The organism is Streptomyces sp. NPDC050617 (genome assembly GCF_040654795.1).
In the GTDB taxonomy this organism is placed as follows: Bacteria; Actinomycetota; Actinomycetes; order Streptomycetales; family Streptomycetaceae; genus Streptomyces.
This window is the reverse complement of record NZ_JBFAIS010000020.1, coordinates 144,767-168,799: the sequence shown is the minus strand read 5'-3', so window position 1 is coordinate 168,799 and position 24,033 is coordinate 144,767. Positions and strand designations below refer to the sequence as shown.

22 protein-coding genes are annotated in these 24,033 nt (G+C 71.4%); 11 read left to right on the top strand and 11 right to left on the bottom strand.

The features are described 5' to 3' along the window. Positions 1–208: 208 nt before the first annotated feature. The gene (locus tag AB0I49_RS25385) at positions 209–985 is read right to left on the bottom strand and encodes a TetR/AcrR family transcriptional regulator (protein WP_363229366.1); all 777 of its coding nucleotides are present in this window, start codon (positions 983–985) and stop codon (positions 209–211) included. 98 nt (positions 986–1,083) lie between these two features. Then, entirely contained in the window at positions 1,084–2,052 is a 969-nt protein-coding gene (locus AB0I49_RS25380) for a diiron oxygenase (RefSeq protein WP_363229365.1), read from the bottom strand. A gap of 158 nt (positions 2,053–2,210) precedes the next feature. Here AB0I49_RS25380 and AB0I49_RS25375 point away from each other — a divergent pair, with 158 nt between their 5' ends. Then, a complete protein-coding gene (locus AB0I49_RS25375; protein ID WP_363229364.1) occupies positions 2,211–3,338 on the top strand; it encodes a ferritin-like domain-containing protein in 1,128 nt (375 codons plus the stop codon). 502 nt (positions 3,339–3,840) lie between these two features. Continuing rightward, positions 3,841–4,569 (top strand): hypothetical protein, encoded by a 729-nt coding sequence (locus tag AB0I49_RS25370; protein WP_363229363.1) that lies wholly within the window; start codon positions 3,841–3,843, stop codon positions 4,567–4,569. A gap of 57 nt (positions 4,570–4,626) precedes the next feature. Here the strand turns inward: AB0I49_RS25370 and AB0I49_RS25365 are convergent, their stop codons facing one another. Next, on the bottom strand, positions 4,627–6,000 hold the full coding sequence (locus AB0I49_RS25365) for a hypothetical protein (RefSeq protein WP_363229375.1): 1,374 nt from the start codon (positions 5,998–6,000) through the stop codon (positions 4,627–4,629). Positions 6,001–6,464: 464 nt separating this feature from the next. Here AB0I49_RS25365 and AB0I49_RS25360 point away from each other — a divergent pair, with 464 nt between their 5' ends. From AB0I49_RS25360 to AB0I49_RS25345, 4 genes are all read left to right on the top strand, one after another. Then, positions 6,465–6,899: a hypothetical protein gene (locus AB0I49_RS25360; RefSeq protein WP_363229362.1), complete on the top strand. Its 435-nt coding sequence runs from the start codon at positions 6,465–6,467 to the stop codon at positions 6,897–6,899. Between the two features lie 8 nt (positions 6,900–6,907). Next, complete coding sequence (locus AB0I49_RS25355; protein WP_363229361.1) at positions 6,908–7,945, top strand: hypothetical protein; 1,038 nt, start codon at positions 6,908–6,910, stop codon at positions 7,943–7,945. 10 nt (positions 7,946–7,955) lie between these two features. Then, positions 7,956–8,204 (top strand): hypothetical protein, encoded by a 249-nt coding sequence (locus AB0I49_RS25350; protein ID WP_363229360.1) that lies wholly within the window; start codon positions 7,956–7,958, stop codon positions 8,202–8,204. A gap of 159 nt (positions 8,205–8,363) precedes the next feature. Next, positions 8,364–9,209: a class I SAM-dependent methyltransferase gene (locus AB0I49_RS25345; RefSeq protein ID WP_363229359.1), complete on the top strand. Its 846-nt coding sequence runs from the start codon at positions 8,364–8,366 to the stop codon at positions 9,207–9,209. A 168-nt stretch (positions 9,210–9,377) separates the two neighbouring features. Here the strand turns inward: AB0I49_RS25345 and AB0I49_RS25340 are convergent, their stop codons facing one another. Further along, positions 9,378–9,743 carry an ATP-binding protein gene (locus AB0I49_RS25340; protein WP_363229374.1) on the bottom strand — a complete coding sequence of 122 codons (366 nt, stop codon included), beginning with the start codon at positions 9,741–9,743 and terminating at the stop codon, positions 9,378–9,380. On the opposite strand from AB0I49_RS25340, the gene AB0I49_RS25335 reads away from it, so the two are divergent. From AB0I49_RS25335 to AB0I49_RS25325, 3 genes are all read left to right on the top strand, one after another. Continuing rightward, on the top strand, positions 9,711–9,827 hold the full coding sequence (locus tag AB0I49_RS25335) for a hypothetical protein (RefSeq protein WP_363229373.1): 117 nt from the start codon (positions 9,711–9,713) through the stop codon (positions 9,825–9,827). The two genes, AB0I49_RS25340 and AB0I49_RS25335, sit on opposite strands and share 33 nt — an antisense overlap. Positions 9,828–10,047: 220 nt before the next feature. Beyond that, on the top strand, positions 10,048–10,830 hold the full coding sequence (locus AB0I49_RS25330; RefSeq protein WP_363229358.1) for a polysaccharide deacetylase family protein: 783 nt from the start codon (positions 10,048–10,050) through the stop codon (positions 10,828–10,830). A gap of 9 nt (positions 10,831–10,839) precedes the next feature. Continuing rightward, positions 10,840–11,355, top strand: a complete 516-nt coding sequence (locus AB0I49_RS25325; RefSeq protein ID WP_363229357.1) for a GNAT family N-acetyltransferase — start codon at positions 10,840–10,842, stop codon at positions 11,353–11,355. A 38-nt stretch (positions 11,356–11,393) separates the two neighbouring features. On the opposite strand, the gene AB0I49_RS25320 is transcribed toward AB0I49_RS25325, so the two are convergent. From AB0I49_RS25320 to AB0I49_RS25305, 4 genes are all read right to left on the bottom strand, one after another. Continuing rightward, positions 11,394–12,182 carry an ATP-binding cassette domain-containing protein gene (locus AB0I49_RS25320; RefSeq protein WP_363229372.1) on the bottom strand — a complete coding sequence of 263 codons (789 nt, stop codon included), beginning with the start codon at positions 12,180–12,182 and terminating at the stop codon, positions 11,394–11,396. A 163-nt stretch (positions 12,183–12,345) separates the two neighbouring features. Then, positions 12,346–13,800 (bottom strand): penicillin-binding transpeptidase domain-containing protein, encoded by a 1,455-nt coding sequence (locus tag AB0I49_RS25315; RefSeq protein WP_363229356.1) that lies wholly within the window; start codon positions 13,798–13,800, stop codon positions 12,346–12,348. After that, positions 13,797–15,233: an FtsW/RodA/SpoVE family cell cycle protein gene (locus AB0I49_RS25310; protein ID WP_363229355.1), complete on the bottom strand. Its 1,437-nt coding sequence runs from the start codon at positions 15,231–15,233 to the stop codon at positions 13,797–13,799. Before AB0I49_RS25310 ends, AB0I49_RS25315 begins: the two co-directional genes overlap by 4 nt. 52 nt (positions 15,234–15,285) lie before the next feature. Beyond that, positions 15,286–16,278 (bottom strand): LysR family transcriptional regulator, encoded by a 993-nt coding sequence (locus AB0I49_RS25305; RefSeq protein ID WP_363229354.1) that lies wholly within the window; start codon positions 16,276–16,278, stop codon positions 15,286–15,288. Positions 16,279–16,468: 190 nt separating this feature from the next. On the opposite strand from AB0I49_RS25305, the gene AB0I49_RS25300 reads away from it, so the two are divergent. After that, positions 16,469–17,686 (top strand): MFS transporter, encoded by a 1,218-nt coding sequence (locus AB0I49_RS25300; RefSeq protein WP_363229353.1) that lies wholly within the window; start codon positions 16,469–16,471, stop codon positions 17,684–17,686. Next, positions 17,683–18,969: a cytochrome P450 gene (locus AB0I49_RS25295; protein ID WP_363229352.1), complete on the top strand. Its 1,287-nt coding sequence runs from the start codon at positions 17,683–17,685 to the stop codon at positions 18,967–18,969. The genes AB0I49_RS25300 and AB0I49_RS25295 overlap by 4 nt, the downstream gene beginning before the upstream one ends. Positions 18,970–19,427: 458 nt before the next feature. On the opposite strand, the gene AB0I49_RS25290 is transcribed toward AB0I49_RS25295, so the two are convergent. From AB0I49_RS25290 to AB0I49_RS25280, 3 genes are read right to left on the bottom strand one after another with little or no spacing between them, the layout of a single operon-like run. Further along, positions 19,428–21,311 (bottom strand): PH domain-containing protein, encoded by a 1,884-nt coding sequence (locus AB0I49_RS25290; RefSeq protein WP_363229351.1) that lies wholly within the window; start codon positions 21,309–21,311, stop codon positions 19,428–19,430. 32 nt (positions 21,312–21,343) lie between these two features. Beyond that, the gene (locus tag AB0I49_RS25285) at positions 21,344–21,874 is read right to left on the bottom strand and encodes a PH domain-containing protein (protein WP_363229350.1); all 531 of its coding nucleotides are present in this window, start codon (positions 21,872–21,874) and stop codon (positions 21,344–21,346) included. Positions 21,875–21,903: 29 nt separating this feature from the next. Next, positions 21,904–23,085, bottom strand: coding sequence for a Cmx/CmrA family chloramphenicol efflux MFS transporter (locus tag AB0I49_RS25280; protein ID WP_363229349.1), 1,182 nt, complete (start codon positions 23,083–23,085; stop codon positions 21,904–21,906). Positions 23,086–24,033 lie beyond the last annotated feature (948 nt).

The following is a 24,033-nucleotide window of genomic DNA, read 5'->3' as shown; positions in this document are numbered from 1 at the left end:
TCGCTACGACAAACTCTCCGTCCGCTACGGAGCGACAGTGCTGGTCGCAGCCCTCAACGAATGGCTATGACCAGCACTTTCACAACACGCCCTAGCGGGGGCAGGGCTTGTGGGCTCGTACGGGCGGGTCGGCTCGCGCCCGTACGGCCCCGGCAACTCGCGCTCTCACGGCCCCGGCAACTCGCGCCCGTACGGCGGGCCGTTCGGGTCAGAGCAGGTGGGCCGCGTCGGCCACGACCGGTATGACGGCGCGCGCCAGCCGACCCGCCGCGCCGTCCGGGGGCTCCAGGGCGAGGGCGGCGCGCGTCACGCGCGCCGTCTGCTCGTCGCTCGCCGACGTCGCCGTCAGCAGCGCGACGAAATGGTCCACGAGCCAGTCCCGCAACTCGCCCACCGGCGGCTGCTTCTCCTCGTCCAGCCAGATCAGGGAGGCCGCCTCGACGGCCGTTATCCACGTCCGCACCATCATCCGCAGCCGCGGGCCCGGCGCCGGGACCTGGAGGTGGGTGAGGATCTGGTCGGCGGCGGCCCGCCGCACCTCGTCGACGATCGCGCCCGTTCGGGACGTCTCCGCGACGCTCCCGCCCTGGAGCAGCGCGCTGAACCCCGCGTCGTGCTCGTCGACGAACGCGAGGTAGCGGTCCAGGGCGGCGGCCAGCCGGTGGGTGAGCGGGCCGGTCTGCGGTACGGCGAAGCACAGCTCCAGTTCGTCGGCCGCGCTGCGCAGCGCGGCCTCGTACAACTGCTGCTTGCCGCCCGGGAAGTAGCGGTAGACCAGCGGCCGGGAGACCTCGGCCGCGGCGGCGACGTCGTCCAACGAGATGTCCTCGGGGGCGCTGTGGGCGAAGAGCCCCAGCGCGGCCGTGATCAGCTGCGCGCGGCGCTCCTCGACGCTGAGCCTGCGGTACGAGCCGCGCGCGACCGTACCCCGCCGCGTACCGTCCGGTCTCGGGTCCAGTTCTTGGGAGGCGCGGCTGTTGCTCATACTCCGCAGCGTAACCGCCATGTCGGGAGGGCGGCCGGGGCGGTGGGGCCGCGGGTGCGGGCCGGGGTCCGGGTATGCGGGCGGGGCGGGACCCGGGGTCAGGCCAGCAGGCCCGAGCTGCGCCACAGCCGGCGGCCGAGGCCGCGCATGACGCCGATCTCGTCCAGGAAGTCGGTGAGCCGCTTCGCGCCCGCCTGCATCACGTCGCGGCGGTGGCCGCTCTCCTTCACCTGCCGGACGGCCTCGCGCCGGTCGAGCCCGACGTTGGTGTAGACCTCGGGGTTGACGAAGGCGATGGAGAAGATCCGGGCCGCCTCGCCGGAGCTGACGCGGGTCAAGTGGGCCTCCCAGCGCGGGCAGGAGACCATCTGGCGGCGCAGTTCCTCGCGCGCGTACCGGACGTGCCGGGCCTCCTCCACGACGTGGATGCGGGTGACGCCGCGGACGATGGTCTGCACGCGCTCGTCCGGGAACGTGAGCCGCTGCATGTAGTCGAGGATCTCCTCGCCGAGCAGCGTGCACGCGAACGAACCGGGCGTGGTGGAGACGGTCTTCAGGACGCGAGCCAGGTTGTGGTGGACGCGGGAGACCGGGTACGTGGGCGCGCCGCCCTTCTCGATCATGCGGGCGAACATCTTGGAGTGCCGGCACTCGTCGGCTATCTCGGTGAGCGCGTAGCGGACGTGGGCGCTGGTGACGGGCTTGTCGTAGATGTGCCGGACCAGCAGCTGCATCAGGATGATCTCGAACCAGATGCCGAGGGAGGCGAGCGACGCGGCCTCGTGGCGGGAGAGTTCGAGGCGCTGCTCCTGCGACATCCGGTGCCACATCGGGGTGTCGTAGAGGGAGAGCAGCTCCGGCGGCCAGTACCACTTGCCGTCCTCGACGGGGGCGTCCCAGTCGAGTTCGGTGTCCGGGTCGAAGGAGTGCTTGGCGGAGGAGGCGAGCAGCCGCTCGGCGACCTGCTCGCGGTCCTTGAGGAGGCCGAGCGCGTCCCGCAGGACGGCGACATCGTGCTCGGACGCCTCGGACGTCTCGGATGCGGTCTGTTGGGGAGCGGTGGTCATGGCTGAGGACACCTCATTGTCGGGTTACCCGCGGTCACCCTCTTATGAGACTGCTTGTCAGCAAGGCCGTCAATCCCTCTCGCGCAACTTGTTGACCCAGCGGTAACGGGCGTGTGAGCCTGCCAACGACCCTTGGTGCACGGGACGGGAGGCGTCGCATGCCGACACGGAAGCCGCTGCCACAGGAGTTCGGAGAGCGGAGCTGGGAGGTGCCCGCGAGCGGCGCGGCACGTTTCAGCTGGGAGGCGATGTACCCGGGGCAGCAGGACGGCGCCGGCCGCGAACGGCTCCTCGCCCTCTACCAGAAGGGCAAGGACAAGCAGTGGGACTCGGTCCGCCGCATCGACTGGGACCTGGAAGTGGACCCGTACGACCCGCTCGGCGTACCCGACGAGAACATGACCATCTACGGCAGCCCGTACTGGGACCGGATGAGCGAGGCCAACAGGGCTGACCTGCGACGCCACTTCGGCTCCTGGCAGTTCAGCCAGTTCCTCCACGGCGAGCAGGGCGCGATGGTGTGCGCGGCCCGCATCGTGGAGTCCGCCCCCGACCTGGACGCGAAGTTCTACTCCGCCACCCAGACCATGGACGAGGCGCGGCACGCGGAGGTCTACGGCCGGTTCCTGCACGACAAGGTCGGCATGGTCTACCCCATCAACGACAACCTCCAGGCGCTGCTGGGCGACACGCTGAAGGACTCCCGCTGGGACATGCCGTACCTGGGCATGCAGGTGCTGATCGAGGGGCTCGCGCTCGCCGCCTTCGGCATGCTCCGCGACACCACGGACAAGCCGCTGCCCCGGCAGATCCTCGCCTATGTGATGCAGGACGAGGCGCGGCACGTCGCCTTCGGGCGGATGGCGCTGCGCGACTACTACCGGCAGTTGACGGACGCCGAGCTGCGCGAGCGCGAGGAGTTCGTCATCGAGGGCTGCTATCTGATGCGCGACCGGCTGCGCGGGGAGGAGGTCCTCACCAACTTCGGAATCCCCGAGCGGGAGGCCGCCGAGCTGAGCGAGCAGTCGGAGTATCTCCAGCTCTTCCGGAAGCTCCTCTTCAGCCGCATCGTGCCGTGCGTCAAGGACATCGGCCTGTGGGGCGAGCGGCTCCAGCGCGCCTACGCCGACATGGGCGTCTTCGAGCTGGGCGACTCCAACCTGGACTTGCTGATGGCGCAGGACGAGGAGATCGCGGAGCAGCTGGACGCGCGGCGCTTCGAGGTGGAGGAGGCGGCGCGTACGGCGGAGGTGGCGGAGGCGATCGCGCGGGGCGCGGAAGGATAGAAGGAGAGGGAGGGAGAGGGGGATAGGGGGATAGGGGGCGGGGGATAGGGGGGCCGATCGGTGCGCAGAGGGTGACGTACCGTGCTCATGTACGGGGATGAGCACTGAGGGGGACGTACCGATGTCGACACCGCCGCCACCACCGCCGTCGTACGGGCCGGGGCCGCAGGAGCCGTACGGGCAGGGGCCATACGGGCCGGGGCAGCCAGGCCGGCAGCAGGGGCCGTACGGGCAGCAGCCGCCGCCTCCGCCGCCTGCGCCGGTGCCGCCGGTTCCGCCGGCGCCTCCGGTGGAGGGCGGGCCTGGGTACGGCCAGCCTGGGTACGGCCAGCCGCAGTACCCCCAATACCCGCAATCTCCCCAGTACCCGCAGCAGCCTCAACAGCCTCAACAGGCCCCGCAGTACGGGTATCCGCAGGGGTATCCCGGATACCCGGGCCAGCCGGGGCAACTCGGTCAACCCGGTCAGTTCGGCCAGCCCGGAGGCTGGGGGCAGCCGCCGATGCCGCCGCCGCGGCGCGGCATGGGACCGGGGAAGATCATCGCGATCGTCGCGGGGTCGCTGGTCGGGGTCACGGTCCTCGGCGGCGTGGCGACCGCGCTGATGTCGGGCGGCGGTTCGTCGTCCTCCGCTTCCTCCCCGACGGCGTCGTCCTCCCCGTCGTCCCCCTCGTCCTCGGAATCGCCGTCGGCACCGTCGGGGTCGGGGCCGGGCTCCGCCGAGTACCGGCTGACCGTCCCCAAGTCCCTGGCGGGCGGCGAGTACACCCTGGCCAAGGACCTGACCGGCTCGCTCGACGACAAGCTGGGCGACCGCAACTCCGGCCCCAACGAGCGCGGCATGCGCAACGCCGGGGGCCAGTACATGTCCGCGTCCGGCAAGACGCCGACCACCCTCGTCTTCTCGGGCATGTACGGGGACATCGCCGACCCGGACGTGGCCGTGGAGAGCATGCTCAAGGGGGTCGGCGAGGCGGACGGGACCGAGGTCACCACGCCCGCCCGGACCATCACCCCGCCCGGCGCGGACGAGCCGGTGCGCTGCCAGGTGATCAGCCTCAGCCGCGCCGGCGCGTCCGGGACCATGCCCGTCTGCGCGTGGAGCGACCACAGCACCGTGGCCACGGTCCTGGAGACGAGCGGGGCGGCGGACGGCGGCGCGCCGGACATGGAGACGCTGGCGAAGCGGGCGGCGGCCGTCCGGGACGAGGTCCGCGTCAAGGCGCCGTGAGCGCGTTGACGCGGCCCGCGCCCCGGTGGCCGTACGGGGCGGGCGAAGGGGCGGGTGTCAGGAGCCGAGCGGGAACCAGACGGCCCGTGACTTCTTCCACTCGGCGTGCGGCAGCTCCTTGGCCTCGGTGCCGTCGCCGTACAGGTCGGCGGAGCCGGCGTCCGTGATCACCTGTACCTTGGCGCCGGGTGCGGAGAGGTCGGGGACGTCGACCACGGCCTCCCAGCCGCCGGGGTCGGCGGTCGGCAGGTCGAGCCGCTTGACCGGCTGGTGCCCGGCGACGCCGTCCCAGGCGTAGAGCGCGTACGGCTCGCTGTTGTCCTCGGCGGCCCAGGAACCGGCGACGATCAGGTACTGACCGGCGGCGTTGCGGCGGATGTCGCGGACGCTCAGGCCGCCGAGGTCGAGGGTGACGGGTTCGCCGAAGGTCGCGTGCACGGCCTTCGCCCCCTTCTTGTCGGCCTTCGCGAGCTTGTCCATGTTGGTGACCGGTACGAGGAGCGCCTTGCCGCCCTTCTTCGGCGGCACCAGCGGGGCGCGGAAGCCGACGTAGGCGGTGCTGGAGCTGCCGGGCGCGAACTCCAGCCCCTCCACGTTGAAGCCGTCGATCTGCTTGGGCGCCTGGCCGTCGGCGGTGCCGTCGGCGAATCCGAAGCGGTCCCCGTGGTCCTGGTCCCACTTGACGAGGTCGTCGCGCAGCCCGTGGTACGAGCCGCCGAGCTTCAGCTCGGTGTCCGCGCCGGAGCCGGTGACGGTGGTGGTGAACAGCGTGGAGCGGTCCGGCTTCGGCTTGCCCTTCTTGCTGTTGCCCATGGACCCGGTCCAGTAGACGGTGTCGCCGACGCGGGTGGCGGCCTCGATGTCGATCTCCGATTCGACGCCGAGCTTCGAGCTGAAGTCCCAGGTCCTGACCGGCCCGCCGGAGGCGTCGCGGCGGTACAGCCGCAGGGTGTTGTTCTCGTCGTCCGCGACGACCATGTACCCGCCGCCGACGTCCACCGCGGCGGAGGAGTCGCTGGCCCCGGTGAGGTAGCGGGTGGTGGCGGCGTGGTCGTGCACCGCGCCGGAGGCGGCGTAGTGCAGGGTCGTGGTGGCGCTCTTCCCGCCCGCTCCCTCCACCTTCAGCGTGAGGTCGGCGTATCCCTGTCCGCGTGCTGTGACGGCCACCTGCCGGCTGCCGCCGCTGCCGGTGATCTGTACGTCCCCGGCCCTGGCGACCGAGTCGCGGGAACTGGCGGTGGCGCTGACCTTGAGCGCGTCGCTGCCGCTGCCGCTCTGGGCGACCGTGACCGTGACGGTGGGGTCGCCCGTGGCGCCGACCGCGCCGGACAGATAGCCGGTGGACAGCTTGATGCTCGGCTTTCCGGGCGCGGCCGCCGCGGAGGCGGGCAGCGTCAGGGCGGCGGACCCGGCGGCGAGCGCCAGGGCGATGCCGCAGCCGAGGAGCCGGTTGCGGCGCGGGGTGCGGGAGCGCTGGGCGGGGGAGTGCGGGGCGGGGGAGAGCACGGTGGGGGACTGCACGGTGGCGGACAACCTTTCACCTGAACGGACGCCGACACCGTGCCCGGCACCGGCTTGAGATCGAACCATGTGTCACGCGGATCTCAACTGGCAAGACCATCACGGGAATTGGTCATTGCGTAACCTGTGGTCCACCTCCGGGCCACCGCTGCGAGCGCCGCCGAATCCTCGGCGGTTCCGATGCCTCGCCTATTCGCTTCCGGGGGCGACGGCCACCGGAAAAGGCCGACGGATTTTGCGTACGGGGCCTGTTTCCCGGGACTGACGGCAGGTGCGTACGAACGGAACTCCGGGTTACCGTACAGGCGCGGCCGTCCGCCGGGCTCGTGGATGGTGAACGGCTGCTTGCGTAGCGTGATCTGAACGGGGGAATGATGTCTTTTGACGACGAATGGGCTCAACTCAAAGCCAATGCGCAGGCCGAGCAGGCCGTGGGTATGCGACTTGACGGCGCCGGAGGCGGTGGCGGCGGCGGAAAGGGAAAGCTCCATGTGACGCCGGCCCTGCTGCGCGGCCGTGCGGACAAGGCCGAGAACGAAGCGTCGAAGGAATTCAAGGACGCGCACAAGGACGTGCTGACCAAGACGGGGGAGATACCCGGATCCCTGAAGGGATTCTCCTGCGACGGTGCCTTCTCGGATTTCATCGACTCGTGGGAAAAGGGCGCGAAGTACGTGGCCGGGCAGATCGGCAAGGAGGGGCTGGGCGGGGCGCTGTGTTCGGCCGCGGACTCCTTCGAGACCGAGGACCACGAACGCAAGCGAAGTTTCGAGAAGAAGTACACGTACAAGCCCGGCGACGTCATCTAGGGGGCGGCATGTCAGTGAGTTATACGGACCTGAAGTCCGTGAACCTGGAGAAGCTCGCTTCGGCCGTCGAAGCCTGGTCGCACCTGCCCAAGCGCGTACACAAATCGGCGAGGACCTTCGACACGCAGGTGGCGAAGGGACTGGAGCAGTCGGACTGGGAGGGAGATACGGCGCAGGCCGCGTTCACCACCATCCGGGGGCTCGGGCACCAGCTCGACAACGCGGAGAACGAAGCCGGCAGCGTCCATAAATTCCTCGGCAACTGCCTCAAGTCGTTCCGCGCGGCGAAGAAAGGGCTGACCGACATCACGGAGGAGCTCGCGGGCCACGAGCACCTCTCGGTCAAGTCGAGCGACGGCGCCGTCTATGTGGACGCCGACAAGGTGAAACCGGACGAGCTCGCCGAACTCAAGAAGGCGTACCAGCCCACCATCGAGGCGTATAAGAACCGCACCCGGCAGGCTCTGGAGGACGCCGACAAGACCGATTCCACGCTGCGGTGGGCGCTGCGGGACATGAAGCACAGTTATGACATCGGGTTCCTCCCGACGGCCCCGGTCAGCCTCGCGGAGGCGCGGAGCATGCGGAAGGAGCGCGGGCAGCAGAGCGACAAGAAGATCTCGCTCAAGGAGCTGTCCGACAAAGAGATCCAGTCGAAGATCGACCACGCGGCGGACGGCAAGTTCGGCAATTCCACCATCAAGCCGGTCGCGGAATTCCTCAGCTACCGCGCGTGGCTCAACAGCGCCGACAGCGTCCAGAAGGGCGACTGGGCCGGCGCCAAGTCGTACTTCATCGACGGCACGCCGGCCTACGCGGCCGGCATGGAAGCCTCACTGATGGAGACTTCCGGCGGCGGCGGCCGACACCGCAAACCGACCCTCATGAACAAGGCGGGCTCGTTCGGCGGCAAGGTCTTCGGCGTCCCCGCCGGCATCGTCGCCACCGGCCTGGACTTCTACTACACCCCGGCCCAGCACGCCTCCGAACGCCCCGACGCCAAAATCATGGCCCCCAAGGACCCGGGCCGAGTCCACTGGAAGTAAGGCACACCCAATGGGACGACGAGGCGTACCGCGCCAAGGCCCGCACCCCGACCGACGCCCTGTCGCCAGGGCCCTGCTGGGCAATCACAGGACGCTCGTCGCGGGAGTGGCGGGAGCGGTCGGCGGTACCGCGGGCACCGTCAACGCCATCTCCGACGATGCCGGGGTCCTGAACATCCTGGCGCTCGCAGGAATCGGCGTACTGGGCTTGGCCCTCGCCATCGCGTACGTCATCGCCTACGCGCAACGCTCCCGCTGACGCTCGCCTCCCGCGCCACTCCCGTCCCACCCGCCGCCCGCCCGACTCCCGCGTCGGGCGGGCAGACGACCTGGTTGTGGCCGTCAGAACGCTTCAGGCGCATCCTGTTGAAGTGCGCAGAGTGGGAGCGCATGGGTTCTGGCCGGCGAGGAGGAACGCATGGAGAGCGCACCGAGCAGGACGGCGATGTTCGCGGCCGTGTCGCGTGGATTGTTCCGCCTGGAGACGGCTTCGCCGTGGGTACTGGACGATGTGCTGGCCCTGGTGCTTGTCGGCCCGGTATGGCGGGAACTGCGAGACCGGTTCGATCCGCTGTTCCCCGGCCCCGTCCGTCGCGAGTCCCGCGCGGCTGTCTGCACCCGCAGCCGGTACGCCGAGGACCGGCTGGCTGCCGGCGCCTTCACGCAGTACGTGATTCTCGGCGCGGGGCTCGACTCGTTCGCGTGGCGGCGACCGGATCTGCTCGGCTCGCTGACGGTATTCGAGGTTGACCATCCTGCTTCCCAGGCATGGAAGCTTGAGCGCGTCAGGGCGCTCGGCCTGCCGCTCAGCGACGCGCAGGTTTTCGTACCGGTCGATTTCGAGGCCGAACCGGTTCAGGATGCCCTGGGCGCGGCCGGGTTCGACTGGGCGCGGCCGGCGATGTTCTGCTGGACGGGCGTCGCTCCCTATCTGACGGCGCAGGCGATCGAGTCGACGTTGCGCACGATCGCGGCGGCCGCTCCCGGGTCCGAGGTGGTGTTCTCCTACCGGGCCGAGGACTGTGTGCTGGACGACATGGGGACGGAATTCGCCCGGATCTACACGCCGATCGCGGCTTCCGCCGGCGAGCCTCTTCAGCCCGGCTGGCCGGCGATCGAGGTCGAGAGGCTGATCAGCCGGTGCGGGCTGAAGGTCGTGGACCACCCCGCACACGCAGACCTCCACCAGCGGTACTTCGCCGGCCGTACCGATGGGCTGCGGCCCTATACCTTCGAGACCCTGGTGACCGCGCGGGTCACCTGAGCGAACACAGCCACGTTCGGGGTGACTGGACTCCCATATACAGTCTCCGCGCCAACTGCTGAGCCCCGGCGCACCAACCCCGAAGCCTCCACCCGCGATCCAGCGGATGGAGGCTCCGCGTTCGGCCAGAGCCGATGAGCGCTCGGCGCGGCCTGACACGGCTGTTCCTCAGCCCCTTACCCCCAGTTCGAACCAGGTCGCCTTTCCCCTGCCCGGACCGTGGTTACACACGCCCCACGCGTCAGCGCCCCGCGAGATCAGCATCATGCCGCGACCGTGCTCGGTCTCCACGGACGGCAACTGACAGACGGGCAGCCCCGGCGCTCCGTCGTGCACGAGGACGCGGAGGCGGTGCGGGTTGTTCCACTCCGCGAAGAGCGTCACGGGGATGGTGCAGCCGTTGGCCAGGCATGCGTTGACGGCGTTGGTGACGGCCTCGGACGTGAGAAGCAGTGCGGCGTCGGCGAGTGCGTCGAGGTCGCCGCCTGCCCCGGCGGCCCGGTGCTCCTGCGGGAGAGCGACCGTCCCGCCGATGTCGTGAGCGTCCGTCCCGCGGCGATGCGAATGCTGGTGGCGCGGATCAAGGCCGGGGCATTCCGCGGAGGCCGGGTGGGCTGAGGGTTCGTCGAGTTCGTTGCCCGTGAGGCAAGGTGATGTGGAGGCCGCCAATTGGCGGCCTCTTCGTATGTGGGAGGCAACCTCCGTCAGGTGACTCGTCACACACGCGAATCATTGGAACCAAGGTCACCGCCCCAGGCATCTTGGGGAGAAGTAAAGGGGAGCCGTACCGCGTTCAGTCCTGCCGTACTGAGACGCACAGAGGGAGTGGGACGTTCTCATGGCACGACTGACCGCCGGCCGGCGGCGCGTTGCGATGGCTGTTGCCGCGGCTGTGGTCGCCACCGCGGGGATCACCGGGACGGTAGCTGTGGTCACGCACAGCTCCGGGGGCGACAAGGGACAGCAGCAGGTGCGGCAGGAGGACCCGGCGGCCGAGCCCACGCCGCAGAAGAAGATTCCGCTCGACATCGTGCACGCCACCGAGAGCGGCGGCAAGGCCGTCAACATCACCATCGACGACGGGCCCGACCCCGTGTGGACGCCCAAGGTTCTCGAACTGCTCAAGCAGAACGGCGTGAAGGCCACGTTCTGCATGATCGGGCCGCAGGCCAAGGAACACCCGGAGCTCGTCAAGAAGGTCGTGGCGGCGGGGCATCGGCTCTGTGACCACACCATCGACCACAACACGGCCATGGACCACCGCTCCGTCGACTACCAGAAGCAGCAGATCCTCGACGCCCAGCAGATGATCGAGGGCGCGGCGGGCGGCGCGAAGGTGCAGTACTACCGGGCACCCGGTGGGGCCTTCACGCCCGACAGCCGGAAGATCGCGGCGGCGCACGGCATGCGGCCCCTCGGCTGGAACATCGACACCAAGGACTTCGAGCACCCGGGCGTGCAGGGGATCATCAACACCGTGAAGCAGGAGCTGTCGAACGGGCCCACCATCCTCTTCCACGACGGGGGCGGCGAGCGCAGCGAGACCGTGGCCGCGCTCGGCGAACTGCTGCCGTGGCTCAAGGAACAGGGGTACGGGTTCAGTTTTCCCCAGATTTACTAAGATCTGATCGTGGAGACCCACCGCATCCGGCCCTGCGCCGCCGACGACCTGCCCGTTCTTCAGGACATCGAACGGGCCGGCGGGCTCGCCTTCCATGACGTCGGTATGCCCGAGATCGCCGATGACGCGCCGCCCTCCCTCGCCGACCTCGCCCGATATCAAGAGGACGGGCGGGCCTGGGTTGTCCTCGACGCCGACGGTCGGCCCGGTGCCTACCTCATCGCCGATCTCGTCGACGGCGCCGCCCACATCGAGCAGGTGACGGTCCATCCGGACCTCGCCCGCCGCGGTGTCGGGCGCGCGCTGATCGAGCACCTCGCCGAGTGGGCGGCCGGGCGCGGGCTGCGGGCCCTGACTCTGACCACCTTCACCGAGGTGCCCTGGAACGCGCCGTACTACGAGAGGTGTGGTTTCCGGGCCCTCGCGGAGGACGAGCTGACGCCCGGTCTGCGCTCGATCCGGCGCCACGAGGCCGAGCTCGGGCTCGACCGGTGGCCCCGGATCTGCATGCGACGCGAGCTGTAGCGACCGGTCAGCACCCCGCCGCGAGCTGTAGCGAGCGGCTAGCGCACCGCCGCCCCCGACCTCGCCAGCCAGCGGCCCTCGTGCCGTGTCACCTCGATCGAACGGCCGAAACAGCCCGTCATCCGCTCCGCTGTCAGCACTTCCTCCACCGGGCCCCGCGCCTGCACCCGGCCCTCCCGGAGCAGCAGCGCGTGGCCGATGCTCGGCGACAGTTCCTCCAGGTGGTGGGTGACCGTGACCGTCGCCAGTTCGGGGCGGCTCGCGGCCAGACGGTGCATCGTGTCGATGAGGTCCTCGCGGGACGGCAGGTCGAGGGCGTTGAACGGCTCGTCCAGGAGGAGCAGCGCCGGGTCCGCCATCAGCGCGCGGGCGATGAGGATGCGGGCGCGCTGGCCGCCGGAGCAGACGCCGTACGGGCGGTCGGCCAGCTCCTTGCAGTCCAGCTCGGCCAGCAGTTCGTGGGCGCGCTCGCGCACCGCGTCGTCGTACTTGCCCCACAGCGGCTGCACGGTCCCCGTCGCGCCCGTCAGCACCACCGTGTGGCCGGTCGCGTCCGGCGGGACCTTCTGCGCGGAGGAGACCAGGCCGATCAGGGCCCGCAGCTCGCGCATGTCCACGCGGCCGAGCCGGTGGCCGAGGACCTCCACGGAACCCGTCGTGGGGTGCATGGTCGCGCCGATGAGCTTGAGGATCGTGGTCTTCCCGGCCCCGTTGGCGCCGAGGAGCGCCCAGTGCTCCCCGGACCGTACGGTCCAGTCGATCCCGTCGAGGATGATCTGGCCCGTGGTGTAGCGCCGGACGCCCACGCCGTCCAGGGCCGCCACCACCCGGCCGGTCTGCTCAACCTGTTTTCCACTCGTATCCGGCGTACTCACCGCACTGCCTCCTCGCGCTCCTCGCGCCTACACTGCCGTGCCACCGGAGGCTAGCTGCATCCTGCATCTTTTCGCGGGACCGTCCGATACGTGGACCCGCCCCCACCGGAGGGCCTCACCGCTTCAGGACCGCCTCCATCACCGCCTTCGCGATCGGCGCCGCGCTGCCGCCCCCGCTGATGTCGGCCCGGTTCGCGGCCGCGTCCTCGACCACGACCGCCACGGCCACCGCCGGCTCGTCCCCCTCGGCCTTCGCCCAGGAGATGAACCAGGCGTAGGGGGTGCCTTTGTTGTCCACGCCGTGCTGCGCGGTGCCCGTCTTGCCGCCGACGGTGACGCCGTCGATCGCCGCGTTGGTGCCGGTGCCCTTGGTGACGACGTTCACCATGAGCTTCTGGAGGGTGTCGGCGGTGCCGGTGCTCATCGCCCGGTGCAGTGTCTGCGGGCCGGTGGTGGCGACCGTGTCGCCGTCCTTCGCGGTGATCTTGTCCACCAGGTACGGCTCCTTGACCTCGCCCTCGGAGGCGACCGCCGCCGAGACCATCGCCATCTGGAGCGGGGTCGCGGCGGTGTCGTACTGGCCGATGGCGGAGAGCGCGACCTGCGAGTCGTTCATCTCGCTGTCGAAATTGCTCCGCACCACGGCCGACGGAATGCGCAGGCCGCCGTCGTTGAAGCCGAAGTTCCGGGCCGTCTCCGCCATCCCGTCGAGCCCGACGTCCACGCCGAGGTGGGCGAAGACGGTGTTGCAGGAGACCTCGAAGGCGCGGGTCAGCGTCGCGTTCTCGCACCCTTCCGCCTCGTTCGTCAGCCGGGTCGTCGTACCGGGCAGGGTGTACGGGCTCGGGGTGTCCGTCGCCGCGTCCGGGTCCTTCACCACGCCGTGCTCCAGGGCCGCGGCGGCGGTGACGACCTTGAAGGTGGAGCCGGGCGGATAGACCTGCTTGAGCGCCCGGTTCAGCATCGGCTGGGAGTCGGCCCCGTTGAGCAGCGACCAGTCGCGCGTCACCGCCGAGCCGGTGCCGGAGATCACGTTCGGGTCGTACGAGGGGGTGGAGGCGAGCGCGAGCACCTTGCCCGTGCCCGGTTCGATGGCCGCGACCGCGCCCCGCTTGCCGCCGAGGCCGTCGAACGCGGCCTGCTGCGCGGCCGCGTCGATCGTGGTGTGCACGCTGCCGCTGGGCTGCTGCCCGCGCGTGACCTCGTTCCAGAACGGGAGCGGCGCGAGGCGCGAGTCGGCGCCGGAGAGCACGTCGTCCTCGGCGTTCTCCAGGAGCGAGGTGCCGTACGTCTGCGAGGCGTAGCCGGTCACCGCCGCGTACAACGGGCCCTGCCGGTACGTGCGTTCGTAGCGCAGCTGCTGGCCGCTGTCCTTGGAGCCGGTCACCGGCTTCCCGCCGACGAGGATGTCGCCGCGCGGCTGGTTGTAACGGGCGATGGTCTGGCGCCGGTTGGCCTGGTTCTTGTCGTAGTCGTCGGCCTTGAAGACCTGGATGCGGCCGGCGTTGAGGAGCAGCGCCACCAGCAGGAGCAGGCAGAAGGCCGCGGCGCGCCGGATGTAGCGGATCACCGTTCGTCCTCCTCGGGGCCGTACGGATCGTCCAGGCCGTTGAATTCGTCCCGCGGCCCCGCGCCCGGCGCGGACGGTGCGACGACGCCCGTCGCCGCCGCCGTCGGGTGCGGTCGGCGCGCGCTGTCGCTGATCTTCATCAGCAGCGCGATGATGATCCAGTTGGTGACGACCGACGAGCCGCCCTGCGCGAGGAACGGCATCGCCATGCCGGTCAGCGGGATCAGGTCCATCACGCCGCCCGCGATCACGAAGACCTGGAGCGCGAGGATGGAGGCCAGGCCGATGGCGAGCAGCCGGCCGAAGGGGTCGCGCAGCGCCAGCCCGGCGCGGTAGCCGCGGGCCACCAGGAACGCGTACAGCAGGAACACCACGGTCAGGCCCGTGAGCCCCAACTCCTCGCCGACGGTGGCCAGGATGAAGTCCGACTTCATCGCGAAGCCGATCAGATACGAGTGGCCCAGGCCCAGGCCCGTACCGAGGATGCCGCCCGCGCCGAAGGCGAAGAGCGACTGGGCGAGCTGGGAGGCGCCCTTGCCCGCGTCGATGGAGGCGAAGGGGTGCAGCCAGTCCTCCACGCGGCTGTGCACATGCGGCTCCAGGGAGCCGACGGCCACCGCGCCGACCGCGCACAGCAGCAGGCCGACCGCGATCCAGCCGGTGCGGCCGGTGGCCACGTACAGCATCACGACGAAGAGGCCGAAGAAGAGCAGCGAGGTGCCCAGGTCCCGCTCCAGCACCAGCACGCCGACGCTGACCAGCCAGATCGCGACGACGGGGCCGAGCACCCGGCCGGTGGGCAGCTGGAGGCGGCGGATCTTGCGGCCGGTGTAGGCGAGGGCGTGCCGGTTGGCCGAGAGGTACGCGGCGAAGAAGACCGCGAGCAGGATCTTGGCGAACTCGCCGGGCTGGATGGAGAACGCGCCTATCCGGATCCAGATCTTGGCGCCGTTGATGGCCGGGAAGCCGATCGGCACGACCATCAGGACGAGCGCGGCGACGACGAAGATATAGGCGTAGCGCTGGAGCAGCCGGTGGTCGCGGAGGAAGAGGACGACCGCGATGAACAGGGCGACGCCCAGCGTGGACCAGATGAGCTGGGTGGGCGCGGCCTGGTTCTTCGGGGTCTCCAGGTCGAGCCGGTAGATGAGGACCAGGCCGATGCCGTTGAGCAGGACGGCGATGGGCAGCAGCAGCGGATCGGCGTACGGGGTGCGCAGCCGGACCACGAGATGCGCGAGGAGGGCGAGGACGCCGAGGCCCGCGCCGTAGCTCACGGCGTCCTTGGGGACCGTGTCCTCGGCGGCCAGCCCTGTGGCGACGTAGCCGTAGACCGAGACCAGCACGGCCCCGACGAGGAGGAACAGTTCCGTGCCCCGCCGTTTGGGGAGCCGGAGGAGGGGAGGGGGAGCGTCTGCCGGCGTTGCGCTCATGGGCTGCAACCTAGCAAGTTATGCGACTTATGTCCCTTATGGATGTTGTTAATCAGCCCGCATGTTCCCTTGTTCCCTGATCGGCGGCGGGCGTGGGCACAGGGGTGGGCGCCGGGGCGGCAGGAGACGGCGACGCCAGCCCCGTGGCCACCGCCCGGTTGAACGCCCGTACCCGCTCCGTCTCCGCGTGGCGCGGCCACACCACGCACAGCGTCGACGGCGGCAGCCCCGTGACCGGCACGAAGACGATGTCCCGCCGCCCGTAGTACGCCGCCGTCGGCGCGCAGAAGACCATCGCGCCCCGCTCCGCCGCGACCGCGAGCAGCGCCTCCTGGTTCGTCCGCACCAGCGGGCCGCGCGGGATCGGGAGGCCGCCGGGGGTGACCGGGGGCGCCATGAACTCCAGCCAGTACGCGGGCGCGGGCCCCGCCACGCCTATCAGCGGGCCGCCCGCCAGCTCCTCCGCGCCGATGGACGCCCGGCGCGCGAACGGGTGGCGCACGGACACGGCCAGCGTCTGCGGCTGCGAGGGGAACACCGCGCCGACGACCAGATCCGGTTCCGCCACCGGCATCAGCACGATCGCCGCGTCCACCGCGCCCCGCCGCACCGCCCCGAACGGATCGCCCAGGTCCACCTCCACGATCTCCACCTCGCAGTCGGGGTGCAGCGCGCGGAACGCCCGTACGGCCTCCGTGACCTGCTCGTCCACGTTGCCCTGGAAGCCGACGCGCACGACGCCCGCGAGGCCCCGCGCCGCGGCGCGGGCGCTCTCGACGGCGCCGTGCAGCGTGTCGTACGCCGGGCGCAGCTCCGCCAGGAAGCGGGCGCCGAGCGGGGTCAGCGCCACCCGGCGGCTGGTGCGGTCCAGCAGCCGCGCCCCGATCCGGGCCTCCAGCGACCGCAGCAGCTGGCTGACCCGGCCCTGGGACACGTACAGCCGCTCCGCCGCGCGCCCGAAGTGCAGCTCCTCGCTCAGCGCGAGGAAACACTCCAGCTCCCGCATCTCCAGTCCGCCCACGCCCCGCCGCCCCGTCCGTCGCATCGGTCCTGTCGGTCCTGTCGGTCGCATCGGCCCCGTCGGTCCTGCCGATCCCGTCGGCCCCGTCAGTACTGCCGGTCCCGTCGGTCCCATCGGTCCCGCCAGTCCCGCCGGTCGCATCGATTAGCCCGCCTCATCCAAGGATGAGACCTTCACTGTTGTTCCCGCCGCCGCACGGGAAAAGGCTTGGGACATGTCACGCACCACCGAAGAACTCCCCGCCGCCCCGGCCACGGCCACCCGCCGCGGCTGGCTCGCGGTCTTCGCCGTCGCCGTCGCCACCTTCGCGGACGTCACGAGCGAGATGCTGCCCATCGGCCTGCTCACCCCCATCGGCGCGTCGATGCACGTCACGGACGGAGTGGCCGGCCTGGTCGTGACCGTGCCCGGCATCGTGGCCGCCGTCTCGGCCCCCGCCGTCACCCTCGGCTGCGCCCGCGTCGACCGGCGGCTGCTGCTGTGCGCGCTCATCGCGCTGCTGCTCGCCGCCAACGCGGTCTCCGCCCTCGCCCCGAACTTCGCCGTACTGCTCGCCGCCCGCGTCCTGGTCGGCGTCAGCATCGGCGGCGTCTGGTCGATCGTGGCGAGCCTCGTCGTACGGCTGGTGCCGGAGCGGAACGCGGGCACCGCCACCTCGCTCGCGTTCAGCGGCATCGCCGTCGCCTCCGTGCTCGGCGTCCCGGCCGGCACCCAGCTCGGCGAAATCGCCGACTGGCGCGCCGGGTTCACCGCCATGGCCGCTCTCTCGGCGGTGGTGCTGGCAGCGCTCTGGCTGACCATGACCCCGCTCCCGGTGACCCGGCCCGCCCGCCTGGACGACGTGCCCGCGCTGCTGCGCGACACCCGGGTGCGCGGCGCCATCGTCGTCACGCTCCTGCTCGTGACCGGCCACTTCGCGGCCTACACCTATATCCGGCCGGTGCTCGAAGACGTCGCCGGCATCACTCCGACCCTCATCAGCGGGCTCCTCCTCGGGTACGGGCTGGCCGGGGTCGCCAGTAACTTCCTGGCCGGCGCCAGGGCGATCCGCGCCCCGCGCCGGACGCTGCTGGCCCTCACCGGGCTGCTGGCCGCGTCGATCCTGCTCGCGCCCGTGCTCGGCCGTACGGTGCCGGGGGCGATCGTCCTCGTCGTGGCGTGGGGCCTCGGCTACGGCGGGGTCTCCGTCACCGTCCAGACCTGGCTGCTGGCCCTCGCCCCGCACGCCCGCGAATCGGCGTCGTCCCTCTTCGTCGCCGCCTTCAACGCGGCCATCGCGCTGGGCGCGCTCGTCGGCGGCCGGGTGCTCGACGCCTTCTCGCTCACCGCCGTGCTGTGGTGCGGCGGCGCACTCGCGGCCCTCGCCCTCCTGGCGATGAGCCTGTCCGCCGGGGCGCGAAGGGGGCGGGACCGGGCAGTATTGCGCGCATGATGAACATTCGTACGCGTGTCAGCGCCTGGCTGACCCGTCGCTTTCTGGCAAATGTCCGCAAGGGTGGTTTTGATCTGTCCAAGGCGGGGCTCCTCCCCGAGTCCACGTTGATGCCGCTGCGCCGTACCGGCATGGACCCGGTGCCCGAGCTGGGCGCAATGCGGGAAAAGTCCCCGATCGCGAAGCTCTCCGTGCCGCTCAGCATGAATGTGTGGCTGGTCACGGGGTACGACGAGGCGCGCACGGTGCTCGGCCGGACCAACGGCTTCAGCAACGACTTCTCCAACCTCGTCGGCAACGCCGGTGTCACCGAGAACCACAACCCCGGCGGGCTCGGCTTCAGCGACCCGCCCGTCCACTCCCGGCTGCGCCGCCTGCTGACCCCCGAATTCACCATGCGGCGGCTCAGCAGGCTCACCCCGCGCATCCACGACCTCGTCGAGGAGCGGCTCGACGAGATGGAGGCGCTGGGGAAGGACGGCGACCCCGTCGACCTCGTCCAGGCGTTCGCCATGCCGATCCCCTCGCTGGTCATCTGCGAACTGCTCGGCGTCCCGTACGAGGACCGCGAGGAGTTCCAGCGGCTCGGCACCACCCGCTTCGACCTCTTCGCCGGGGCCGACGCCTCGCTCGGCGCGATATCCGAGTCGCTCTCCTACCTGCGCGACATCGTCAAGAAGCAGCGCGAGAACCCCGGCGACGGCCTGCTCGGCATGCTGGTCAAGGAGCACGGCGACGACATCGACGACGAGGAGCTCGCGGGCCTCGCCGACGGCGTGCTGACCGGCGGCCTGGAGACCACCGCCAGCATGCTCGCCCTCGGCACCCTCGTCTTCCTCCAGAACGAGGAGCACCTCGTCGCCCTCCGCGACGAGGACGCGGCCGTCGACCCCTTCGTGGAGGAGCTGCTGCGGTACCTGACGGTGGTTCAGGTGGCCTTCCCGCGCTTCGCCCGCGAGGACATGGAGATCGCGGGCGAGCAGATATCCGCCGGGGACGTCGTGCTCTGCTCCCTGAGCGGCGCCGACCGGGACTCCTCCCTCGGCTCCCACATGGACACCTTCGACCCCACCCGCCCCGCCGCCTCCTCGCACCTCGCCTTCGGCCACGGCATCCACCGCTGCATCGGCGCCGAGCTGGCCCGCATGGAGCTGCGCGCCGCCTATCCGGCGCTGCTGCGCCGGTTCCCGGGCCTGCGGCTGGCCGTACCGGCGGAGGAACTCTCCTTCCGCAAGTACTCGGCCGTCTTCGGGATGGACTCGCTGCCGGTGTACCTGCGCTGACGGGCGGCTGCGCCGCGTGGGGGCGGGCCGCCGTACGGGTCGTGCGGTGTCGAGGGCCTCGGAGCCGGGAGGGAGCGCCGAGGCCGCCGGAGGCGGCGTGGGGGGCCGGGTGGTGTCGCCGCCCGGCGGCGACGGTACGGAACCGCTGCCGCGGGCGTACGGCTACGGCCTTGGGCTGCGCTGCGGGCTCGGCGCCCGGCTACGTTCAGGGCTCGGCCGCGGCCGCAGGGCCGGTCTGCGGGCTGGGCGCCCGGCTATGGTTGCGGCGCTGGGCAAGGGGCGGAGGGTTCTGCTGCGGCTCTCAGCGCTCGCTGTAGCCCCGGCAGCTGATGCGGCCTCAGGGCGCGACTGTCGCCTCGGCGCTGGGCCAAGGCCGGAGGGTTCCGCTCCGGCCCCGACGCCCGCTACGCCCGTAACGCCCCAACACCCGCTGCGGCCCAGCACCCGGCGCCACGGCCTCAGAGCTCCGAAACGGCCCCCGCGGCTTTCGGGCCGTCCTTCTCGGCTGCCCCGACTGCCCCCACTGCCCCGGCTGTCCCGGTCGCGCCAGCCAGCTCCGCGGTCCCGGCCATCTCCGCCGTCCCGGTTCCTCCGGCCGTCTCGGCTGTCCCGACCATCTCCGCTGGCCCGGTTCCCCCGGCCACCCCGGCCACCCCGGCCGCCCCGGCCGGATTGGCCGGATCGGGTTCCGCGACGAGGAACGGTGTCAGCAGTCCCGCCACGGTCTCCTCGGCGAGCCGTACGGCCTCCTTGGCGTCGATGTCCTGTACCGCGTACCCCTTGCGCCCGGCGGCCGTGGTGGCGGTCAGCGTCAGTACGCCCGCCCGGCGCTGGAACAGCGACCGGCGTACGTTCCAGCCGATGATGCCCTCGCGGGCGAGCGCCACCCGCCGGCGGGCCCCGGCGCCCTCTCCGTGCCCGATGACCAGGTAGTCGTCGGACAGCGCGTGGCCGAGGGAGCGGTAGCGGTCGCGGGCGAGCAGCGCGCCGGCCGGCAGCAGGAGCGCCGAGGCGAGCCAGGCCAGGAGCGGGACGTCGCCGTCCCACCACAGCGCGCCGAGCACCAGGACGGCCAGGGCGCACGGCCAGAGGGCCCGGACGTACCGGCGGCGGAGCGCCGCCGCGCCGTGCGGCACCAGCGGGCCGGTCAGCGCGTCCGGGGCGCGGAGCACGGCGCCGGCCGCCCGTACGACCTCGTCGCGCGGCCCCGGCGGCACGAGCATCGCGTTGTGCTGCGGGCCGCGCACCCCGGTGGCTATCGCGAGGCAGTGCGCCCCGCCGAGCAGCCGCACCGGCAGGGACGCGCCGACCTCCACGCCGTGCACCCGCCGTTCCTCCAGGGTGATGGCGCGGGTGGTGAGGAGTCCGTGCGTGGTCTCCAGGCTGCCGCCGCGACGGCGGTGGAGGGAGAAGTTCCAGTACTTCATCACGGACTGGGACACGTTGAGGAGCGTCCCCAGGACCAGCACGGCCAGCACCGCCTCGATGACCGGACCCGGGCCGTGACCGCCGCCGATTCCGCTGACCACGCTGTCGACGGGGCCCATGTGGCGTACGTCGAGGCCGGCTTCCATCAGTACGCACACGAGGACGACGAGGACGACGAAGCCCGAGTACGAGAACGGGCTGAAGCGCAGCCAGCCGGGGCGCATCCGGGCCAGCGGCGGTTCGGCCGGTGCCGCCGGGCCGGCCATTTCGGCGGGAGCCGGTGCGGGACGGTCGGCGTCTGTCCGTACCGGCTCCGCGTGGCGGTCGACGGACCGCGCCGCGCCCAGCAGCTGCTCCCGCAGCAGCGTCGCCTCCTCCCGCGTCAGCGCGTCGAGCTTCAGCTCGTCCTCGTCCGACTCGGCGGTGTGCCCGGTGCCCACGGTGACGCGGGTGAGGCCGAGGACGCGGTGCGCCACGTGCGCGGTGAGATCGACCGCTCGCACCCGGTCCATGGGGACGGAGCTGACCTGGCGGCGCAGCAATCCCTTGCGCAGCTCGACGAGTTCGGGGGATATGCGGTAGGTGGTGGTGTACCAGCGGAGCAGCGCGAGGATGACGGTCAGCACGCCGGCGCCGAGGGCGTAGACGTGGCGGTGGCCGGAGCCCGACCCGGCGACGAGGGCGACGATCAGCGCCGGGGCGGTCTTGCCCAGTTCCTGGACCGGGTGGACGAACAGCATGCGCGGGCTCAGCCGCTTCCAGGGGGCGTCGGCGGACCGCCCGGCGGGGCCGCCCGTACCGCCCGTACCGCCCGTACCGCCCGTACCGTCCGTGTCGCCCGCCTCGTGCCCGCCGCCCGCCTCGTGCCCGCCGCCCGCCTCGTGCATGTCGCTCACGTCACTCACATCACTCACGTCACTCACATCACTCACGTCGCTCACATCACTCACGTCGCGTCCCCGCGAGAAGCCTGCGCCGCGGCCGTGATGTCGGCGACGAGCCGCTGCCCGGTGGCGTGGTCGAGACCGTGGATCTTGATCGGGCCGGCGGCCGACGCCGTGGTGGCGGTGACGTTGGTCAGGTTGAACAGCCGCTCCAGCGGCCCGCGTTCGCTGTCGACGGTCTGCACTCGCGACATGGGCGCGATCCGGCGCTCCTCCACGAACCAGCCGGTCTGGGTGTAGATCGCCTCGGGCGTCGTCTCCCAGCGGTGCACGCGGTAGCGCCAGGGCGGCATCACCGCGACGTGCACCGCCCCGAGCGCGGCGGTGAGGATCAGCCCCCACTGGTGCCACTCCACCGGTCCGTCGTCCCGCAGCAGCATCCACACCGTCTGGGCCGCCGCGAACGCCAGCCAGCCGAGCAGGGAGTGGACCGTCCAGTACCAGACGACCCTGCGTTCCAGCCGGTGCTCCGGCGCCCTCAGCCGGAGGGCGCCGTCGCCGACGGCCGCCGCCTTGTCCGTTGAAGTAGTCACGGGGTCAGGGTGTCACGAGAATTATCGTCTTATGTGAGGTACGTGGGGGCGGGTGCGCGGACCCGCCGCTTCCGCCGCAGCGCGACCGCCGCCCCGAGCGTCCCCAGCGCGGCGGCCATCATCATGGCGCTGACCCAGACCGGGGACCGGTAGCCGAGGCCCGCGTCGATGGCGAGGCCGCCGAACCACGGGCCGGCCGTGTTGCCGATGTTGAAGGCCGCGGTCGTGAAGCCGCCCGCGAGGGTGGGCGCGTGGTCGGCCAGATAGAAGGCGCGGGAGGTCAGTACGGGCGCGATGCCGAAGGCGAGGAGACCCTGGAGGAAGACCAGCGCGACCGCCGCCGCCGGGCTCTCGGCCGTCAGGGCGAGCACCGCCCAGCCGCCGGCCAGCGCCGTCATGCCGCAGGCCAGGACCGTGTACGGCCGCGCGTCCGCGATCCGGCCGCCGACCGCGATCCCGGCCACCGCGCCCGCCCCGAACAGCACCAGCATCATCGGCACCCGGCCCGCGCCGAGCCCGGTGACGCCCGTGAGCAGCGGCGCCAGGTAGGTGAAGGTGCAGAACGTGGCCCCCTGGACCAGGGCGTTCATGCCGTACGCGACGAGCAACTCGCCCCCGAGCAGGGACCGCAGCTCGGTGCGGAGGCTCGTACGGACCGGCTCGGCGGGGGCCGGCGGCACCGTCAGCGCGACGGCGACGACGGCGAGCGCCGACGCCGCGGCCACCGCCCAGAACGCCGACCGCCACCCCCACTGCTGGCCGAGCAGCGCCCCGCCCGGCACGCCCGCGACGCAGGCGAGGGTGACGCCGCCGAGCACGACGGACATCGCGCGCCCCTTGGCGTCGGGGGCGGCCAGGCTGACGGCGGCTCCGGTGGCCACCGCCCAGAAGCCCGCGTTGGCGAACGCGCTGACGACGCGCGTCAGCAGGAGCACGCCGTAGCTCGGCGTGAGCGCGCCGACGACATGCGCCGCGGCGAACACGACGAGGCACGCGATCAGCGCGCCCCGCCGGGGCCGGCGCTGGGCGGCCACGGCCAGCAGCGGCGCACCGACGATCATTCCGATGGCGAAGGCCGAGGTCAGCAACCCGGCCTGGGAGATGGACACATGGAGGTCGGTGGCGACGTCCGGGACGAGGCCGGACAGCATGAACTCCGACGTGCTCTGGGCGAAGACGGCCAGCCCGAGTACGTAGACGACGAATGGCATGAGGGAACTTCCCGAGTGCGTAAGCGAGATCGACCGCAGGGCAGATGCGTACGCGGGGGCCGGCGGCGGGGGAGCGCGACGCGGAAGGCGTCGGTCCGGTCCCGCCCGGGCCGGCGGCCCGCGCTGCGGTGATCCGGCGGGAAGTGCCGCGCGCCGAGGGGCTGAACGGCCCGGCGGCCCGTTACGGGCGCGGGCTCAGGATCAGCTCAGCGGGGCGGCGGCGACCGCCGGAACACCGGCGGTCAGGCTCTGTCGGACTCGGGGCTCGTCATGGCGGGGGAGGTTAGCAGGGCGGGAGCGGACGGTTCCACGCCTTTTCGCGCCGGGCGCGGGCGCCGGTCCGCGGGGTCCGCGGCGGTCCGGGCTCCGGGCCGTCCGGGCGCGCGCCGCCGGGGCGCTGAAATCCCATCTCTGTTTTCTCCCCCGTCATTTCGGCTCCGCACCGCGTTAGCGGCGATGCCCTGGCAAAGGCTCCGCCTATTCATTGCGGGACGTCAAGGGGCGCGTCATCGCGGATGTGCGTGTCAGTGAAGTGTCAGCGAAGTGTCCGAGGTTTGTCAGAGCGTCGGCATAGGGCTTTCTCGTGAATGATGTCGCTCTGCCGGTGAATCGGACGTAGTGGGTCCAAAGCGACTTGGCGGCATCGCTCGCTAATGCTCCCGGCGTGCATCGCGCCGGGAGGGGTTTTGCATTTTCTTTGCTTTTTCCGTTCCTCTGCCCGGTGGCGCGAGTGCGCCTGGGATGTATCGACTTGGGTGCCTTGACCTGTGGAAACGACGATTGACCTCAGGCATGGGTGTATGTACGGTGCAGTGGCGATTCGGGGGCGATCTGGTCGTACTGACTGATTAGGCGTGGCCTAAGCGGTCCAGTCGGCGCGCGGGGCAGGGATGGTTTGGACCTGTCGTGCGCTGCCGTGGTGGGCGCCCCATTGATTGAAGCGTAAAG

Bases quoted from the DNA above. Each gene is read 5' to 3' on its own strand.
- AB0I49_RS25385 (WP_363229366.1), bottom strand. From the start codon at position 985: ATGAGCAACAGCCGCGCCTCCCAAGAACTGGACCCGAGACCGGACGGT.
- AB0I49_RS25380 (WP_363229365.1), bottom strand. From the start codon at position 2,052: ATGACCACCGCTCCCCAACAGACCGCATCCGAGACGTCCGAGGCGTCC.
- AB0I49_RS25375 (WP_363229364.1), top strand. From the start codon at position 2,211: ATGCCGACACGGAAGCCGCTGCCACAGGAGTTCGGAGAGCGGAGCTGG.
- AB0I49_RS25370 (WP_363229363.1), top strand. From the start codon at position 3,841: ATGCCGCCGCCGCGGCGCGGCATGGGACCGGGGAAGATCATCGCGATC.
- AB0I49_RS25360 (WP_363229362.1), top strand. From the start codon at position 6,465: ATGTCTTTTGACGACGAATGGGCTCAACTCAAAGCCAATGCGCAGGCC.
- AB0I49_RS25355 (WP_363229361.1), top strand. From the start codon at position 6,908: ATGTCAGTGAGTTATACGGACCTGAAGTCCGTGAACCTGGAGAAGCTC.
- AB0I49_RS25350 (WP_363229360.1), top strand. From the start codon at position 7,956: ATGGGACGACGAGGCGTACCGCGCCAAGGCCCGCACCCCGACCGACGC.
- AB0I49_RS25345 (WP_363229359.1), top strand. From the start codon at position 8,364: ATGGAGAGCGCACCGAGCAGGACGGCGATGTTCGCGGCCGTGTCGCGT.
- AB0I49_RS25330 (WP_363229358.1), top strand. From the start codon at position 10,048: ATGGCACGACTGACCGCCGGCCGGCGGCGCGTTGCGATGGCTGTTGCC.
- AB0I49_RS25310 (WP_363229355.1), bottom strand. From the start codon at position 15,233: ATGAGCGCAACGCCGGCAGACGCTCCCCCTCCCCTCCTCCGGCTCCCC.
- AB0I49_RS25305 (WP_363229354.1), bottom strand. From the start codon at position 16,278: ATGCGACGGACGGGGCGGCGGGGCGTGGGCGGACTGGAGATGCGGGAG.
- AB0I49_RS25300 (WP_363229353.1), top strand. From the start codon at position 16,469: ATGTCACGCACCACCGAAGAACTCCCCGCCGCCCCGGCCACGGCCACC.
- AB0I49_RS25295 (WP_363229352.1), top strand. From the start codon at position 17,683: ATGATGAACATTCGTACGCGTGTCAGCGCCTGGCTGACCCGTCGCTTT.
- AB0I49_RS25280 (WP_363229349.1), bottom strand. From the start codon at position 23,085: ATGCCATTCGTCGTCTACGTACTCGGGCTGGCCGTCTTCGCCCAGAGC.